The sequence below is a fragment of the Hansschlegelia beijingensis genome (assembly GCF_045505405.1).
GTDB classification, from domain to species: Bacteria; Pseudomonadota; Alphaproteobacteria; order Rhizobiales; family Methylopilaceae; genus Methylopila; species Methylopila beijingensis_A.
Map to the genome: position 1 here is coordinate 44,357 of NZ_JBJKEX010000001.1, position 15,226 is coordinate 59,582.

The following is a 15,226-nucleotide window of genomic DNA, read 5'->3' on the forward strand; positions in this document are numbered from 1 at the left end:
GCGTGTTGGCATCGCCGTCACGGACCTGAGTTGACTTTTACGCATTGCGTATGTCAACCGTAATAACAGTACGCAAAACGTAACATGTGCCTATGTTTTCTTCGCAAGTGCACATTTTTGCTGCAGCCCAGTTGCGTACGCTTCGAGGGGCTTCCTCCCTGCGGAGGGGGCTCGATGTTCGTCGGAACGCAGTGCCTCAAGATCAGGCGCCCAAGGAGAAAGACGATGCTGGACAAGGTGAGCCGCAAGGATGTCGCTGCGCCGACATATGCGGAGACATTCAAGGACGCTCTACCGAGCAAGGAAAAGGTCGCCGAGGTCCGGAAGCGACTGGAGGAGCAGGGCGTAAAATACGTCATGTCGGCTTGGATCGACTTGCACGGGATCCCGAAGACCAAGCCCGTGCCGATGAGCGATTTCGAGGCCCTCTGCGCGGGCAAGGGTCCTCAGTTCGCCGTGCACTCGATCTCTTTCGTGCCCGAGTTGACGCCGGCGGACTCCGACCAGGTCATGGTTCCGGATCTGGACGCCGTCTACGTCTGCCCTTGGGACAAGACGGTGGCGATCATCTTCGCCGACCTGTTCTGGGAGGATAAGCCCTACAACGTGTGCCCGCGTCAGGCGCTGAAGCGCGCGATCCGGGATGCGGCTGAGGTCGGCTACGTCGGCTATGCCGGCATCGAGCCCGAGTTCATCGTCATGCGCTACGATGAGAACGGCCAGCCCGTGAAGGCGTTCGACGACGACCCCCGCAACGTAGGCGGGCTGCGCCCTCGCAGGCAGGCGTTCGGTTACGATGTCGAGTACTCGCTCGACTCGATGCCGTTCCTACGCGAGCTGATGGACATCCTCGAGGGCCTCGGCTGGAACCTGCACGACGTGGTGGCCGAGGGCGCCTATTCGCAGTTCGAGCTCGACTTCCACTACACGCACCTCCTCGAGATGGCGGATCGCCTTGCCTTCCTGCGCATCCTCCTGAAGGAGGTCGCAAAGAAGCACGGCCTGTTCGTCACCTTCATGCCGAAGCCGACCACCGGAGACTGGCGCTCCGGCGCTCACATCAACTTCTCCCTCCGCTCAATCGACGCGCTGGACAAGAACCTCTTCGAGACCGACGAGGGCGGCTGGTCGGAGGAGTCCCGTCATGCGGTCGGCGGCCTGCTCGCGCACGCCGAGGCGATCACCGCCATCACCTGCCCGACCGTGAACTCCTACAACGGACTGGTGCCGCGGGTCGGCGGCTTCGAAGGAGGCACGGTCACCTGGGCCCCCACCAACATCACCTACGGCTTCAACAATCGCTCCGCCCAGTTCCGGCTTCCACAAAGCCGTCACTGCCTGGAGAACCGCGCCGCCGACATGTGCATGAACGTGTACCTCGCGCTTGCGGTGACGCTCGGCGCAGCGGTCGAGGGCATCGTCCAGAGGACGGACCCCGGCAAGCCGACCGATCGCGACCTCTACTCGATGTCGCGTGAGGAGCTCGATGAGGCCGGCATCCGCCGCCTGCCGCGGAATCTGCTGGAAGCCATCGGCCATCTCTCCGAGGACCCGCTCATGAAGAAGGTTCTCGGGCCGGTGATGCTGAAGTCCTACCTCGCCTACAAGAACGACGAGTGGGAGAGGTATCACCAGGCGGTCACCGACTGGGAGGTCAAGGAGTATCTCCGCCTCTACTGAGGGTCCGGTCGCCGCGGCGCGGCGTCAAACCCGCGCCGCGCACCGCCATCTCAATACGGCCCTTCGGGCCCCGCGGCGAAGGAGCCACGATGACGTCGTCGGATTATGAGGTGTTCGACCTTGGCCGGGTCGAGTTGCAGTCAGGCGAGGAGCTTCTGGAAGCGAAGCTTGCCTACAAGACCTACGGAACGCTCAACGCGGACGCGAGCAATGTCGTCGTTCTGCCGACGTTCTACACGGGGACCCACATCCGCAACGAGGGCTTCTTTGGACCGGGGCGAGCCATCGACCCCGCCCACCACTTCGTGGTCTCGATCAACATGTTCGGCAACGGCGTTTCCTCTTCGCCGAGCAACGCGACGGCCCTCCAGGCTGGGCCCCGGTTCCCGGCCGTCACGCTGTCTGACAACGTGCGCTGCCAGCGGCTGCTGCTAACCGAGCGGCTCGGAGTGACGCGCATCGCCCTCGTCGCTGGGTGGTCCATGGCCGGTTGCCAGGCCTACCAGTGGGCGTCGCAGTATCCCGACATGGTGGAGGCGATCGTTCCCTTCTGCGCTTCGGCGCGCGTCTCCCCCCACAACTTCGTTTTCCTTGAAGGCGTGAAGGCGGCGCTTCAGGCGGATCAGGACTGGGCCGGCGGCGACTACGTGCATCCGCCCACGCGCGGGCTCAGGGCGTTCGCGCGGGTCTACGCTGGCTGGGCATATTCGCAGACATTCTACCGTGAGGGGCTGTATCGCCGGATCGGGTACGCGACGATCGAGGACCTTCTCTGCGACTGGGAAGATGATCACGTCCGGAACTGGGATGCGAACGATCTTCTCGCGATGCTCCGCACGTGGCAGGCGGCGGACATCAGCGCCACTTCCGCCTATAGAGGCGACTTCGCGAAAGCGCTGCAGAGCATCACCGCGCGCGCCGTGCTGATCCCGTGCGTTCAGGATCTCTACTTCCCGCCCGCCGACAATGAGATCGAGGCGCGCCACATGAACCGAGCGTCCTTCCGCCCGTTCGACTCGCCGTTCGGCCACTGCGCGCCGAGCCCCGGAAACGATCCGGCGTTCACCCGCTTTCTCGACCAGCAGATCGCCGAGGTTCTCAGGCCCCATTAGGCGGCCAAAAGGTGCTTTTCCTGGCGCGGCGAGCTGCGCTGAGCGCCATGTCGTCAGGCGGCGCTCCCTGAATTCGGCTTTGCGGCTGCGAGGTGGAGTCTCCTCTTAGCGCCGAGCGGGCGCCCTGCGGCGCGGGCGCTCAGCACCTAGCAATACCAGCCCCATTTTTGGGACACTTTTGGGACAAACAGAGCAGCAAAGAGAACAAAAGCGGGGTAGAGAAAAACAAGGAATTGCAGTAGCTTGACCCTCATCGACAACCGCGACGAAGGCCCTTTCCGGCCCTCCGAAGGCAGAGGTCAGAGGTTCGAATCCTCTCGGGTGCGTCACTTCCTGACCCTTGATCGGCATGCGACAGCGCCAGCCTTGATCTGGCCGCGGCGGCTGGGCGCTCTGTCGAGGAGGGCGGTCGGAATGCTATTCTTGAGCGTCGCCGCCTCGCCGATCGCCGTGGCCACGCGAACCCGGGCGGAGCGGCTGTGGCCGAGCGGGGCTCAGCTTCGCCTTGCGATGAAGTCGATCTCCACCAGAGCGTCGCGGGCGAGGCCCGTGACGCCGACGCAGGTGCGGGCGGGTCGCCGGTCGGGCGGGAAGTAGGAGGCGTAGACGGCGTTCATCGCCGCGTAGTCCTCCTTGAAGCGCGTGATGACACGCGGGCCTGCACCACGTGCTCAAGGCCGAGCCCCATCCCGTTCAGCACGAGGATCAGGTTCTCCATCACACGCGCTGTCTGGGCCTCGACGCCCTCCGGCAGCGGCTTTGCGTCGTCGTCCGGCCAGGTCGGCATCTGGCCGGTGACGAACACCCAGCCGTCCACCTCGACCGCGTGAGAGAACGGCGCGACCGGGGTCGGGGCGTCGGGGATCATGAAGAACAGGGGTTCGGACATCGGGCCTCTCCAAAGCGTCGCACGCTGCGCCCAAGGCAAGCGTCAGGCCAGCGGCCGGCGCGCCTCGCCATCGCGCTCCGCAAGCCCGAGCGCCACGAGGTTGTCCCGCAGCGTCCGGTAAGCGTCCTCGATGTGCCGGCGGAGAACCGCCGAGGCTCCCGCGGCGTCACCCGCGATCGCGGCCTCTGCGATCTCGGCATGGTCGTCGGCGATCCCCATACCTCCTACACCGATCGCTTCGTGGATCTGATCGGCGAGGGTTTCGATTGCGCGATCCGGGTCGGCTATCTGCCCGACTCCAACCTGATCGCCCGGCGCGTCGGCCCGATGTTCGCAAGGTTCGTCGCGAGCCCGGGCTACATCAAGGCGCACGGCTCGCCGGAGACCCCCGAGGAGCTCGTCGCCCATCAGGCCCTTCTGCAGGGCACGGAGGCCTGGCGGCTGATGGATGGCGATGCGACCATCACCGTGCAGCCGGGGGGCGGTTCAAAGCCGATAATGGCGCAGCCCTCGTGGCCGCCGCGGTGGCGGGGCTCGGCGTCGCGGCCCTCCCCGACTGCCTCATCCACGAACATGTGGCCTCGGGCGCGCTCGTTCCGGTCATGCGGCGCCATCCGCCGCCTCCCGCGGGACTTTATGCCGTCCGCCCTCCTGGACCGCATCCTGCGCGGAAAATCCGGGTGCTGACCGAACTCCTGCTCGAGCAGTTCGGAAATCCGCCGCATCTTGCGAACGTCGGCGCTGAAGCGCCGGCGGCGCGCGTCTGGGAGGCGGTCTGAGGTCGGCGTCGGCCTGGCGTCGTCACGAAGCCGCGCTCGGCGGCCCGAACCCCCGCGTTCAATAGGACGCCCGCGGACGCGCCGTCTCGGCGACGTCCGCGGGCGGCGCGGTTCAGCTCTTCACGAAAGCCAGCAGATCCGCGTTCAGCACGTCCGCGTTCACCGTCAGCATGCCGTGTCCGTAGCCCGGGTAAGTCTTGAGCTGGCCGTTCCTCAACAGCGGGGCCGAAAGCCGGGCGCTGTCGTCGATCGGGACGATCTGGTCGTCCTCGCCATGCAGAACCAGCGTCGGGACCGAAATGGCCTTCAGGTCCTCAGTCTGGTCGGTCTCGGAGAAGGCCTTGATGCCGTCATAGTGGGCCTTCGCGCCACCCATCATGCCCTGACGCCACCAGTTCTGGATCACGCCCTGGTCGACCTTCGCGCCGGGCCGATTGAAGCCGTAGAAGGGGCCCGACGGCACGTCGAGGAAGAACTGGGCGCGGTTGGCAGCGAGCGCCGACCGGAACCCGTCAAACACCTCGATCGGCAGGCCGCCGGGGTTGTTCGCGGTCTTCACCATCAACGGCGGGACGGCGCTGACGAGCACCGCCTTCGCCACGCGGCCCTTCGGCTCGCCATGCCTCGCCACGTAGCGAGCGACTTCGCCGCCGCCGGTCGAATGGCCGATATGGACGGCGTTGCGGAGGTCGAGATGATCCGCGACCGCCGCGGCGTCGGCCGCATAATGATCCATGTCGTGGCCGTCGCCGACCTGGGCGGATCGCCCATGGCCGCGCCGGTCATGCGCCACGACGCGGTAGCCCTTCAGCAGGAAGAACAGGACCTGCGCGTCCCAGTCGTCGGAAGACAGAGGCCAGCCGTGGTGAAACACGATCGGCTGCGCGTCCCGGGGGCCGAGATCCTTGTAGAAGATCTGGACGCCGTCCTTGGTGGTCACGAAATTGCCAGTCATGGTCTTTGCTCCTTGCTTGCTCGGGCGCGATCCGCCCTCGGTTTCAGACGCGGTCGCCGCAGACGTCATCACGATCGCAGCGCCAGCGGCGGCCACGATCACCGAGCGTCTGGTCAGCCCAGTTGCTTCACCCGTTGCTGCCGTCCTCACGGCGCTCTCCCTTCGTGACGCGACGTCCGCAACGGTGGCCCGGAAGAGCTCCCGTCCGCCTCGGCGAGGCGCGTCGCCTTGTCGTGAGGGAATATGGACGGGAGCATCCGCCGGCAGGATTGGCGAGATCGACAGAGTTCGGGGCATAACTGACAAATGACGACGCGAGGGCCGATCGCCGAAATCGGCGTCCTGATCTATCCCGGCGCGCAGCTTGGCGCGGCCCACGGGCTGACCGACCTGTTCTCGGTCGCGAACCTGATGGCGCAGCGGCGTTACGGCGAGAAGGCGGCGGCGCTGCGCTTCAGCCAATGGAAGCCGGGCGACGACGTCCAGCCTATCGAACGCGTCCTCGACAGCCATCCGGGTCTTGCCGGCGACCCGGACTTCATCGTTCTTCCCCCGGCGGTCGTCGCGCCCATCACGGCGGAAGATGCGGCGCCGCTCGCATTGTGGCTGCGCCGCAAGCACGACGCCGGCGCCACGCTCGCGTCGGTCTGCGCCGGCGCCTTCCTGCTCGGCGAAACCGGTCTTCTGGAGAACCGCTCCGCCACGACCCACTGGTTCTACGCCAACGACTTCGCAGAGCGCTTTCCAAGCGCTCGGATGGAGATCGACAGGCTGGTGATCGACGACGGAGACTTGATCACCGCCGGCGGGATCATGGCCTGGACGGATCTCGGCCTGAAGCTCGTCGACCGCCTGATGGGCCCGACCACGATGCTCGACACCGCGCGCTTCCTGCTGGTCGACCCGCCCGGCCGCGAGCAGCGCCACTACAGCGTCTTTTCACCGAAGCTGCGCCACGGCGACGAGGCTGTCCTGCGGGTCCAGCACTGGCTGCAGGCGACCGGCGCGCGCGAGGCCACTCTCGCCGCCATGGCCAAGAAGGCCGGTCTGGAGCCGCGCACCTTCCTGCGCCGCAAGGCCACCGGGCTGAAGCCGACTGAGTACTGCCAGCACCTTCGGGTCGGAAAGGCGCGCGAGACGCTCGAGGCGACGACCCGCACCGTCGAGCAGATCGCCTGGGACGTCGGCTATGAGGATCCCGGCGCCTTCCGCAAGATCTTCATCAAGGTGACGGGCCTGAGCCCCAGAGACTATCGCCAGCGCTTCGGCTTGGCGCGCCTTCACGGCGCCGCCGAGCCGCCGTAGGCCCAGCGCGGATGCCGGGCACGACGATGGCGGCTTCGCGGTCGTCGGACGACAGACGGCGCGAGCGACTGCGTTGGATGCGTTGCGGTGACGATCATGCCGAGCACACCCCGGATCCCCGCTATGCGCCTTCGCGCAAAGGCCTCGAGGTTGCTCTGAGACGACAATCGACGTCGGAGAGTGGGCCATGCTCCGGCGCCCGCTGGTTCATGCCTTGCGACTTGGAGCCAGCCCGAGTCTGGCCAAAGCCGCCGCGACTTCCGACTTCATGGTGAAGGTGCTGGAAGCGTCGTCGAAATCGGCGAGGATTCCCGAGTAGAAGGCGCCGTCGCGCCGTTCGGAGGCTGGCGCAGGCCAGAGGTAGATCGACCTGTTGAAGCACATCGTGCCGAAGTGCAGGTGCCAGCTCTGGCCGTCCCAGCCCATCGCCCTGCTCAAGGCGGTTGAGGTCGAGCCGGGGTTATCAAGCAGAGCCTGGATGAGCCTTGCCTCTGCCTCGGTCATCGGACGCGCAGTGAAGGCGCGCGCGACCCTTTCCGCCGCATCGAGACCGCGAAGCTCGCTGAGCAGGGCGTCTCGCTCCTGCGTCGCCTGATCGTCCAATGCGCTGACCAGCGCCTGCGCGGCCGCTTTCTGAGCGGCGCTTCCAGTCTGAAGCCACGTCTCCGCATTCGCGCGCATCTGGCCGCGCTTTTCGGGGCCCGCGGACGGGATCGAGGCGAGGATCTTGTCGATGTTCAGGCTCATGAAAATCAACCTGTGGATGAGATAGGATCGCCTACCCGGCCGTCGCGCGCGCCGCGCCTGCATGAATAGACTGGCGCTTGATTCATGCGCCGGCTTAGCATCTGGCGGCAAGGAGCGTTGGCATGCGGAAGCCGCAATCAGTTCAGAGCCTGACCGAGTTCGGCCGCACGCGGCTCTCCAACACCTTCTTCATGCGGGACTTTCTGTTCTCCGAGATCGCCGCGATCCATGGCTTCGCAAACATCCCGGATGATCCGGATCTGGCGATCACCGTTGGCAAGCGTCTCTGCGAGGAACTGCTGGAGCCCATCCAGGACGCCTTCGGCCGGATCGCGGTCCGCTCCGCCTATCGCTCGCCCGAGGTGAACGGCTTCGGCGCCCAGCAGATGCTGGCTGGAAAGACCGGCTACAATTGCGCCTCCAACCAGAAGAACTTCGCGGGCCACATCTGGGACGTCCGAGACGAGGACGACTGCATGGGCGCCACGGCCTGCGTGGTGGTTCCGGCGTTCTGGGACCGGTTTCAGCAGCCCGGCGACTGGCGGAAGCTCGCCTGGTGGATACATGACACGCTGCCCTATTCCGACCTCGAGTTCTATCCAAAGTACTTCGCGTTCAACATCACCTGGCATGAACGTCCGACGCGGCGGATCTCGAGTTTCGTCGAGCCCAAGGGCGTCCTCACCAAGCCGGGCATGGACAATCACGGCGGCAGCCATCAAGAGGAATGGGCGGCGATCTTCGATTGACGCGTTTGCCGCGCCCGCGGCGAGAGCGCCGAGTAGCGGCGCTCATACGCGGGCTCCACCAGACTGCAGCGCCACCACCAGAACCTGCGTCTTCGCAGACAACATTGTCGTCCGCTCTGGCGTCCAACCCCTCCGCCACGTCCCAGACTGCCTGGCATCGAAGGCGGGGTCACCTCCCCGCGTCCGGGCTGAGGAAGCATGAACGCTGCAGCGCCCGCGAAAAGTGCACGTGCCCGACAATATCAAGGAGGCCGAGGGGCCCGAAAGCTTCGCGCGTCTATGCCCGCGACCTTCATGCGTGAGGCGAGCGTCGTGGGCTTGACGCCGAGGCGCTCGGCCGCGCCTCCCGGTCCGGACACGCGGCCGCCGCTCGCCTCGAGCGCGGCCAGCATGGCGTCACGGTCGCGCGCCCGCCGATCGAGTTCGGAGAGGATGCTTCCCGTCGCGCGGGCGCCGCGCTCGACCGGAGCAGACGCACGGACCTCGACGGGCAGATCGATCTTCAGCCGCCCGTCGCGGGCGAGGATGATCGCCCGCTCGATGACGTTCTCGAGCTCGCGCACATTGCCGGGCCATGAGTAGGCGCAGAGCCGGCGCATGTCCCCTTCGCTGAGCGCGGACGTCGATCCGCCTCTCCGATCCAGCCGGTTGAGGATGTGAAGCGCGAGCAAGGGTATGTCCTCCGGCCTCTCCCGAAGCGGCGCGGAGTGGATCGGAAAGACGTTGAGCCGGAAAAACAGGTCGCGGCGGAAGGTTCCGCGGCGCACCTCCGCCTCGAGGTCTCTGTTGGTCGCCGCGATGATGCGCACGTCGACCGCACGCGTCCTTTCCTCGCCGATGCGCTCGATCTGGCCCTCCTGCAGCACCCTGAGGAGCTTGCCCTGCTGCTCCAGCGGGATCTCGCCGACCTCGTCGAGGAAAAGCGTGCCGCCGGAGGCGAGTTCGAAGCGGCCGACCCGGTCGCGCAGCGCGCCCGTGAACGCTCCCTTGGCGTGGCCGAAGAACTCGCTTTCGAACAGTTCGCGCGGGATCGCGGCGCAGTTGACGCGGATCATCGGACGGTCGCGGCGGTCGCTCGCGTCGTGGATCGCGCGCGCGATCAGCTCCTTGCCGGTGCCGGATTCGCCGGTGATCAGAACGGTGGCGTCGGTCGGCGCGACGAGCTCGACCTGCCGCAAGGTGGTCTCGATCGCGGCGCTCTTGCCGATGATCCCGCGATGCCGGCCCTCCAGCCTGATCTCCTCCTGGAGATAGGCGTTCTCGAGCTCGAGTCTTTCCCGAAGAGCGTCGACCTCCGCCAGCGCCGCCTTCAGCTTGGCGTCGGCCTCGCGGCGCTGGCCGATGTCGCGGAACACCACGACGGCTCCGACCACGACGCCCCGGTCGCGGATCGGCGTCGAGGTGTATTCGACCCACAGCGGGGTTCCGTCCTTCCGCCAGAACACCTCGTCGGTGACGTTGTGGACGGCGCCGTCGCGGAAGGCCGCGTAGATCGGGCAGTCGTCGTTGGCGTAATGCGCGCCGTCCGCGTGATGGTGATGAACGGTCGCATGCATGTTGCGGCCGACCAGCTCCTCCGCTGTCCAGCCCAGCATGCGTTCCGCGGCCGGGTTGAGGAAGGTGGTCGCGCCCTCGGCGTTCACGCCATAGACGCCCTCGCCAGCGGCCTTCAGGATGAGCTGGTTCTCGCGCTCCACCTCCTGAAAGAAGCGCTCGACCCTGCGCCACTCCGCGATGCCGTCGCGGATGTACAGATCGGCCTCCGCGCCGGTCTCGCGCCGGCGGCGCTCGTCGAGATCCGCGAGCGTCAGCAGGATGAGCTCGCGCCCCTCTTCGACGATCCGCACGCCTTCGTATTCGAGGCGAAGCGCGCGATCGTCCGCAGCCTTCGGAGTGAGCGCGCGGGTCCAATGGCGGCCGAGCGTCAGCACCGCGTCGGAGAACACGACAAGCGCCGGCCGCTGACCGGGATGGAGCGCCGCGAAGGAGGCGTCGATCAACGCGCCGCGGTCGATGCCCAGCAGGCGCGACGCGGCGAGATTGGCGTCGAGCACCCGGTCCGCAAGAGCGTCGACGAGCAGCGTCGGGTTGGCCGCCGCCTGAAAGGCGCGCTCGGCGAGCCGCCCCGTCTCGCCGCTGCCGGCCAACGACATTTCGTTACTTCCCCCGGAAATTTCGTGAGTCACGATATTTCGTCATCGCGGCTGGAGGCAAGCACCACGAGATTCTCTGAAACCCAACGCCCCTCCCGCGGCTGGCACGGCTCCTGCAAGGGTTGGGGCCGAAGCCGCTCTCGGGGGAGCCATACGATGACGCTGTTCACCGATCCGTTCGACGCCCGTCACCGTCTCACGAGCGGCTGCGCCTGCGGCCGTCATGCAAGTCAGGCCGACCATGAGGCCGACCCGGCCGCGTCGAGCGAGGCGCACGCCCGCGGAGCCGTCGAAGGCGCGGTGATGCGCGCGCTGTTCCCCCACGACGCCACCCGGCGGGCCTTCCTGACGGCGGTCGGCGCCGGAACCGCCTTCGCCGCGATCAACGCGCTGTTCCCGCTCGCGACCGCGACCGAGGTCTTCGCGCAAGGCCTGAAGCCCGAGAAGACCGACCTCAAGGTCGGCTTCATCCCGATCACCTGCGCCACCCCGATCATCATGGCCAAGCCGATGGGCTTCTATGAGAAGCAGGGCCTGAACGTCGAGGTGGTGAAGACCGCGGGCTGGGCGGTGATCCGCGACAAGGCGATCAACAAGGAATACGACGCCGCCCACATGCTTTCGCCGATGCCGCTGGCGATCTCGGTGGGGGCAGGCTCCAACCCGATCCCCTGGACGATGCCGGCGGTCGAGAACATCAACGGCCAGGCGATCACGCTCGCCATGAAGCACAAGGACAAGCGGGATCCGAAGGACTGGAAGGGCATGAAGTTCGCCGTGCCCTTCGACTACTCCATGCACAACTACCTGCTGCGCTACTACCTCGCGGAGCACGGCGTCGACCCCGACAAGGACGTGCAGATCCGCGCCGTGCCGCCGCCCGAGATGGTCGCGAACCTGCGCGCCGACAACATCGACGGCTTCCTCGCGCCGGACCCGGTCAACCAGCGCGCGGTCTATGACGGCGTCGGCTTCATCCACCTGCTTTCGAAGGAGATCTGGGACGGCCACCCGTGCTGCGCGTTCTCGGCGTCGAAGCAGTTCGTCACCGAGATGCCCGGGACCTATCAGGCGCTGCTGAAGGCGATCATCGAGGCCACCGCCTTCGCGCAAAAGCCCGAGAACCGCAAGCAGATCGCGGAGGCGATCGCTCCCACCAACTACCTGAACCAGCCGCAGACGGTCGTCGAGCAGGTGCTGACCGGCACCTTCGCGGACGGGCTCGGGAAGGTCGTGAAGGACCCGGACCGGATCGCCTTCGATCCGTTCCCCTATGAGAGCTTCGCGGTCTGGATTCTCACCCAGATGAAGCGCTGGGGGCAGATCAAGGGCGACGTCGATTACGCCAAGGTGGCGAAGGAGGTGTTTCTCGCGACCGACGCCACCAGGCTGATGGCGGAGGCCGGACTGACGCCGCCCGCCTCGACGACCAAGAGCTTCTCGGTGATGGGCAAGCCGTTCGACGCCTCGAAGCCCGCGGAATACGTCGAGAGCTTCGCGATCAGGCGGAGCTGAGCGATGTCCGCCTCGCTGACCCTACGGGCCGGGCTGCTGTCGGTCGCGATTTTCGCGGCCTTCATCGGCGCCTGGTATCTTGCGACGCTCCCGACGGCCGGGACCGCGGCCAATGTCGACCCCGAATACGCAGCCCTCGTCTCGGGTGCGGCGTCGGAGGGGCAGAAGAGCGCGTTTCCGACGCCGATGGCCGTCGCGAGCACGCTCTGGGAGCATCTGAAGAATCCGTTCTACGTCCGCGGCGCGAATGACCAGGGGGTGGGCATCCAGCTCGCCTATTCCCTGGGGCGGGTGCTGGTCGGCTACGGTCTCGCCGCCCTCGTCGCGATTCCGCTCGGCTTCCTCATCGGCATGTCGCCGCTCGTCTACCGGGCGCTCGACCCGTTCATCCAGATATTGAAGCCGATCTCGCCTTTGGCCTGGATGCCGCTCGCGCTCTACACGATCAAGGACAGCGGGATCTCGGCCATTTTCGTGATCTTCATCTGCTCGCTGTGGCCGATGCTGATCAACACGGCCTTCGGCGTCGCGAGCGTCCGCAAAGAATGGCTGAACGTCGCCGCGACGCTGGAAGTCGGCCCGCTGCGCAAGGCCTTCATGGTGATCCTGCCGGCGGCAGCCCCCACCATCATGACCGGCATGCGGATCTCGATAGGCATCGCGTGGCTCGTGATCGTCGCGGCGGAGATGCTCGTGGGCGGAACCGGCATCGGCTACTTCGTCTGGAACGAGTGGAACAATCTTTCCATCGGCAACATCATCACCGCGATCTTGCTGATCGGCCTCGTCGGCATGGCGCTCGACCTCGCGCTCGCCCGCACGGCCCGCCTTGTGGCGTATCGGGAGTGAGCGGGATGACCGAAAAGCCCCTCATCTCCATCGAAGCGCTGGCGAGGCGCTATCCCAAGCATGGCGGCGGCGAAACCACCGTGTTCGAGGACGTCTGGCTGCCGATCGCCAGGGGCGAGTTCGTCTGCCTGATCGGCCATTCGGGCTGCGGCAAGACCACGATCCTGAACGTGCTCGCGGGTCTCGACCAGCCTTCCGCCGGCGTCGTCATCGTGGACGGCCGCGAGATCGCCGGGCCCAGCCTCGACCGGGCGGTGATCTTCCAGGGGCACTCGCTGCTGCCCTGGATGTCGGTGATGGGCAATATCGCGTTCGCGGTGAACTCGCGGCGTCCGGACTGGTCGAAGGACCGTGTGCGGGCGCACTGCCAGAAATACATCGACGTCGTGCATCTCACGGGCTCGGAGCACAAGAAGCCCGCGGAGCTCTCGGGCGGGATGAAGCAACGCGTCGGCATCGCGCGCGCGCTCGCGATCGAGCCCAAGATGCTGCTCATGGACGAGCCGTTCTCGGCGCTCGACGCGCTGACGCGCGGCAGCCTTCAGGACGAGGTCCGGCGCATCTGCACCGAGACCGAGCAGACCGTGTTCATGATCACGCATGACGTCGACGAGGCGATGCTGCTCGCAGACAAGATCGTGCTCATGACCAACGGCCCGCACGCCAAGATCGCCGAGATCGTCGAGAACACGCTGCCGAAGGACCGGAGCCGGACCAACATCCACAAGCACGCGAACTACTACGCGCTCCGAAACCATCTGCTCGACTTCCTCGTCACCCGCTCGAAGGCGTTCAGCGCCGAGAGCGACGCCAACGGCTACGATCCGAGGAAACCTCCGATCGTGCGCCCAGGCGCAAGACCTGTCGCGGTCGAGACCGGCCCGCCGGAACCCGGCCACGCCGCATCCGCCTGATCGACCCGTCCTGAACCTAAGCCTAGGAGATCTGCGCCATGACCCGCGCCGAAGTGACCGAACTCGTGCTTTCGCAGAAGCGGATGAAAGGACTGAGCTGGAAGGAGATACACGAGAAGGTCTCGATCTCGACTTCGCAGATCGTGATCACGGCGGCCCTCCTCGGGCAGATGCGGCTTGAGCCGAACGAGGCCGCCAAGGCCGCCGAACTGCTGGATCTTCCCAAGGAGGCGGAGATCCTGCTGACGGAGATCCCCTACCGGGGCTCGCTGACCGAGGTCCCGCCGACCGACCCGGTGATCTACCGCTTCTATGAGCTTGTGATGGTCTACGGGACGACCTGGAAGGAACTGATCGCCGAGGAGTTCGGCGACGGCATCATGTCGGCGATCGACTTCGACATGACGATGGAGCGGCAGCCCGACCAGAAGGGCGACCGCGTAAAGCTCCAGATGTCGGGGAAGTTCCTAAGCTACAAGCGCTACTAGAAGAGGCTTGAGCGCGCCCCCAGGGGCGCTCTTCAGCTGACCGCGGATGAACTCAGCGCTCGTGATCTCTCGCCGCCCCCAATCGGCACGCCAATTGCCTGTCCTTTACTTTCCGAAAATCCGGATCCTGCCGCGGGCAGGCAAGCGAGGTATTATGAACCGCCGTAAAGTCTTGTCCGCCGGCGCGCTGGGCGCGGTCGCTTCTCTGGCCGCGCCTGCGATCGCGCGCGCTCAGCAGACCTTCTCCTGGAAGATGACCAACGCCTATGGGCCCGGCACGCCGCTTTACGTCTCCGGCCCGGGCAGCCCGACCCATTTCTGCGAGCTCGTGAAGGAGATGTCGGGCGGCCGGCTCACCATCCAGCACTTCGCCGCCGGCGAGTTGATCCCGGCGCTGGAAGGCTTCGACGCCTGCTCGGCCGGCACCGTCGAGATGAACGCCGCCAACTCGTATTTCTGGGCAGGCAAGGTTCCGGCCGCCCAATTTTTCACCACCGTTCCGTTCGGGCTCAACTTCCAGGGGCAGAACGCCTGGATCTATCACGGCGGCGGGCTGGCGCTGTGGGAGGAGCTCTACAAGCCGTTCAATCTCGTGCCCATGCCCATGGGCAACACTGGCGTGCAGATGACCGGCTGGTTCCGCAAGCCGATCGAGAAGATCGAGGACTTCAAGGGCCTCAAGATGCGCATCCCGGGGCTGGCCGGGAAGGTCTATGCGCAACTCGGCGTCGACGTGAAGCTGCTTCCCGGCGGCGAGATCTTCCCGGCGCTGGAGCGCGGCGTGATCGACGCGGCGGAGTTCGTCGGCCCGTACCAGGATCGCCGGCTGGGCCTGCAGAAGGCCGCCAAATACTACTACACCACCGGCTGGCACGAGCCGAACAACGTCACCGAGCTGACGATCAACCAGGCCGCATGGGACTCGCTGCCCGATGACCTGAAGGCCGTCGTCCGAAGCGCGGCCGCGGCCTGCAACACGATCAGCCACACCTGGTGCGAGGCCACCAACGCCGAGGCGCTCGACGATCTCGTCAAGAACCAGGGCGTGATCGCCGGCCCCCTGCCCAAGGACGTCGTGGAGGGATTGCGCG

At 66.3% G+C, this 15,226-nt stretch carries 13 protein-coding genes, 1 tRNA gene and 2 pseudogenes; 11 read left to right on the top strand and 5 right to left on the bottom strand.

The features are described from left to right. Window positions 1–225 precede the first annotated feature (225 nt). The 3 genes from ACIKT0_RS00200 (at window position 226) to ACIKT0_RS00210 (ending at window position 3,118) form a co-directional block, all read left to right on the top strand. Window positions 226–1,680, top strand: coding sequence for a glutamine synthetase family protein (locus tag ACIKT0_RS00200; protein WP_407103419.1), 1,455 nt, complete (start codon window positions 226–228; stop codon window positions 1,678–1,680). An 89-nt stretch (window positions 1,681–1,769) separates the two neighbouring features. After that, window positions 1,770–2,792: an alpha/beta fold hydrolase gene (locus ACIKT0_RS00205; protein WP_407103420.1), complete on the top strand. Its 1,023-nt coding sequence runs from the start codon at window positions 1,770–1,772 to the stop codon at window positions 2,790–2,792. Between the two features lie 235 nt (window positions 2,793–3,027). Beyond that, window positions 3,028–3,118 (top strand) — tRNA-Arg (locus ACIKT0_RS00210). Window positions 3,119–3,286: 168 nt separating this feature from the next. On the opposite strand, the pseudogene ACIKT0_RS00215 reads toward ACIKT0_RS00210, so the two are convergent. Both ACIKT0_RS00215 and ACIKT0_RS00220 read right to left on the bottom strand, forming a co-directional pair. After that, a pseudogene (locus tag ACIKT0_RS00215) lies at window positions 3,287–3,660 on the bottom strand (RidA family protein). 63 nt (window positions 3,661–3,723) lie between these two features. Continuing rightward, window positions 3,724–3,900, bottom strand: coding sequence for a hypothetical protein (locus ACIKT0_RS00220; protein ID WP_407103421.1), 177 nt, complete (start codon window positions 3,898–3,900; stop codon window positions 3,724–3,726). Between ACIKT0_RS00220 and ACIKT0_RS00225 the strand changes: the two are divergent. Beyond that, a pseudogene (locus tag ACIKT0_RS00225) lies at window positions 3,898–4,460 on the top strand (substrate binding domain-containing protein); the annotation flags it as partial. The gene ACIKT0_RS00220 and the pseudogene ACIKT0_RS00225 overlap by 3 nt on opposite strands. 112 nt (window positions 4,461–4,572) lie before the next feature. Here ACIKT0_RS00225 and ACIKT0_RS00230 read toward each other — a convergent pair. Further along, the gene (locus ACIKT0_RS00230; protein ID WP_407103422.1) at window positions 4,573–5,415 is read right to left on the bottom strand and encodes an alpha/beta fold hydrolase; all 843 of its coding nucleotides are present in this window, start codon (window positions 5,413–5,415) and stop codon (window positions 4,573–4,575) included. A gap of 306 nt (window positions 5,416–5,721) precedes the next feature. Here ACIKT0_RS00230 and ACIKT0_RS00235 point away from each other — a divergent pair, with 306 nt between their 5' ends. Continuing rightward, on the top strand, window positions 5,722–6,720 hold the full coding sequence (locus tag ACIKT0_RS00235; protein WP_407103423.1) for a GlxA family transcriptional regulator: 999 nt from the start codon (window positions 5,722–5,724) through the stop codon (window positions 6,718–6,720). Between the two features lie 207 nt (window positions 6,721–6,927). Here ACIKT0_RS00235 and ACIKT0_RS00240 read toward each other — a convergent pair whose 3' ends face one another. After that, a complete protein-coding gene (locus ACIKT0_RS00240; protein WP_407103424.1) occupies window positions 6,928–7,530 on the bottom strand; it encodes a hypothetical protein in 603 nt (200 codons plus the stop codon). A 59-nt stretch (window positions 7,531–7,589) separates the two neighbouring features. Between ACIKT0_RS00240 and ACIKT0_RS00245 the strand changes: the two genes are divergently transcribed. After that, window positions 7,590–8,216: a hypothetical protein gene (locus ACIKT0_RS00245; protein WP_407103425.1), complete on the top strand. Its 627-nt coding sequence runs from the start codon at window positions 7,590–7,592 to the stop codon at window positions 8,214–8,216. 242 nt (window positions 8,217–8,458) lie between these two features. Here ACIKT0_RS00245 and ACIKT0_RS00250 read toward each other — a convergent pair whose 3' ends face one another. Next, a complete protein-coding gene (locus ACIKT0_RS00250) occupies window positions 8,459–10,369 on the bottom strand; it encodes a sigma 54-interacting transcriptional regulator (RefSeq protein WP_407103426.1) in 1,911 nt (636 codons plus the stop codon). 156 nt (window positions 10,370–10,525) lie between these two features. Here ACIKT0_RS00250 and ACIKT0_RS00255 point away from each other — a divergent pair, with 156 nt between their 5' ends. The 5 genes from ACIKT0_RS00255 to ACIKT0_RS00275 form a co-directional block, all read left to right on the top strand. Then, window positions 10,526–11,884, top strand: a complete 1,359-nt coding sequence (locus tag ACIKT0_RS00255; protein WP_407103427.1) for a CmpA/NrtA family ABC transporter substrate-binding protein — start codon at window positions 10,526–10,528, stop codon at window positions 11,882–11,884. A gap of 3 nt (window positions 11,885–11,887) precedes the next feature. Further along, a complete protein-coding gene (ntrB, locus tag ACIKT0_RS00260; protein WP_407103428.1) occupies window positions 11,888–12,733 on the top strand; it encodes a nitrate ABC transporter permease in 846 nt (281 codons plus the stop codon). 5 nt (window positions 12,734–12,738) lie between these two features. Next, a complete protein-coding gene (locus ACIKT0_RS00265; protein ID WP_407103429.1) occupies window positions 12,739–13,647 on the top strand; it encodes an ABC transporter ATP-binding protein in 909 nt (302 codons plus the stop codon). A 38-nt stretch (window positions 13,648–13,685) separates the two neighbouring features. Then, window positions 13,686–14,135, top strand: coding sequence for a cyanase (gene cynS, locus ACIKT0_RS00270; RefSeq protein WP_407103430.1), 450 nt, complete (start codon window positions 13,686–13,688; stop codon window positions 14,133–14,135). Between the two features lie 154 nt (window positions 14,136–14,289). Continuing rightward, window positions 14,290–15,226: TRAP transporter substrate-binding protein (locus tag ACIKT0_RS00275; RefSeq protein ID WP_407103431.1), on the top strand; the 937-nt coding region annotated here is incomplete at its 3' end.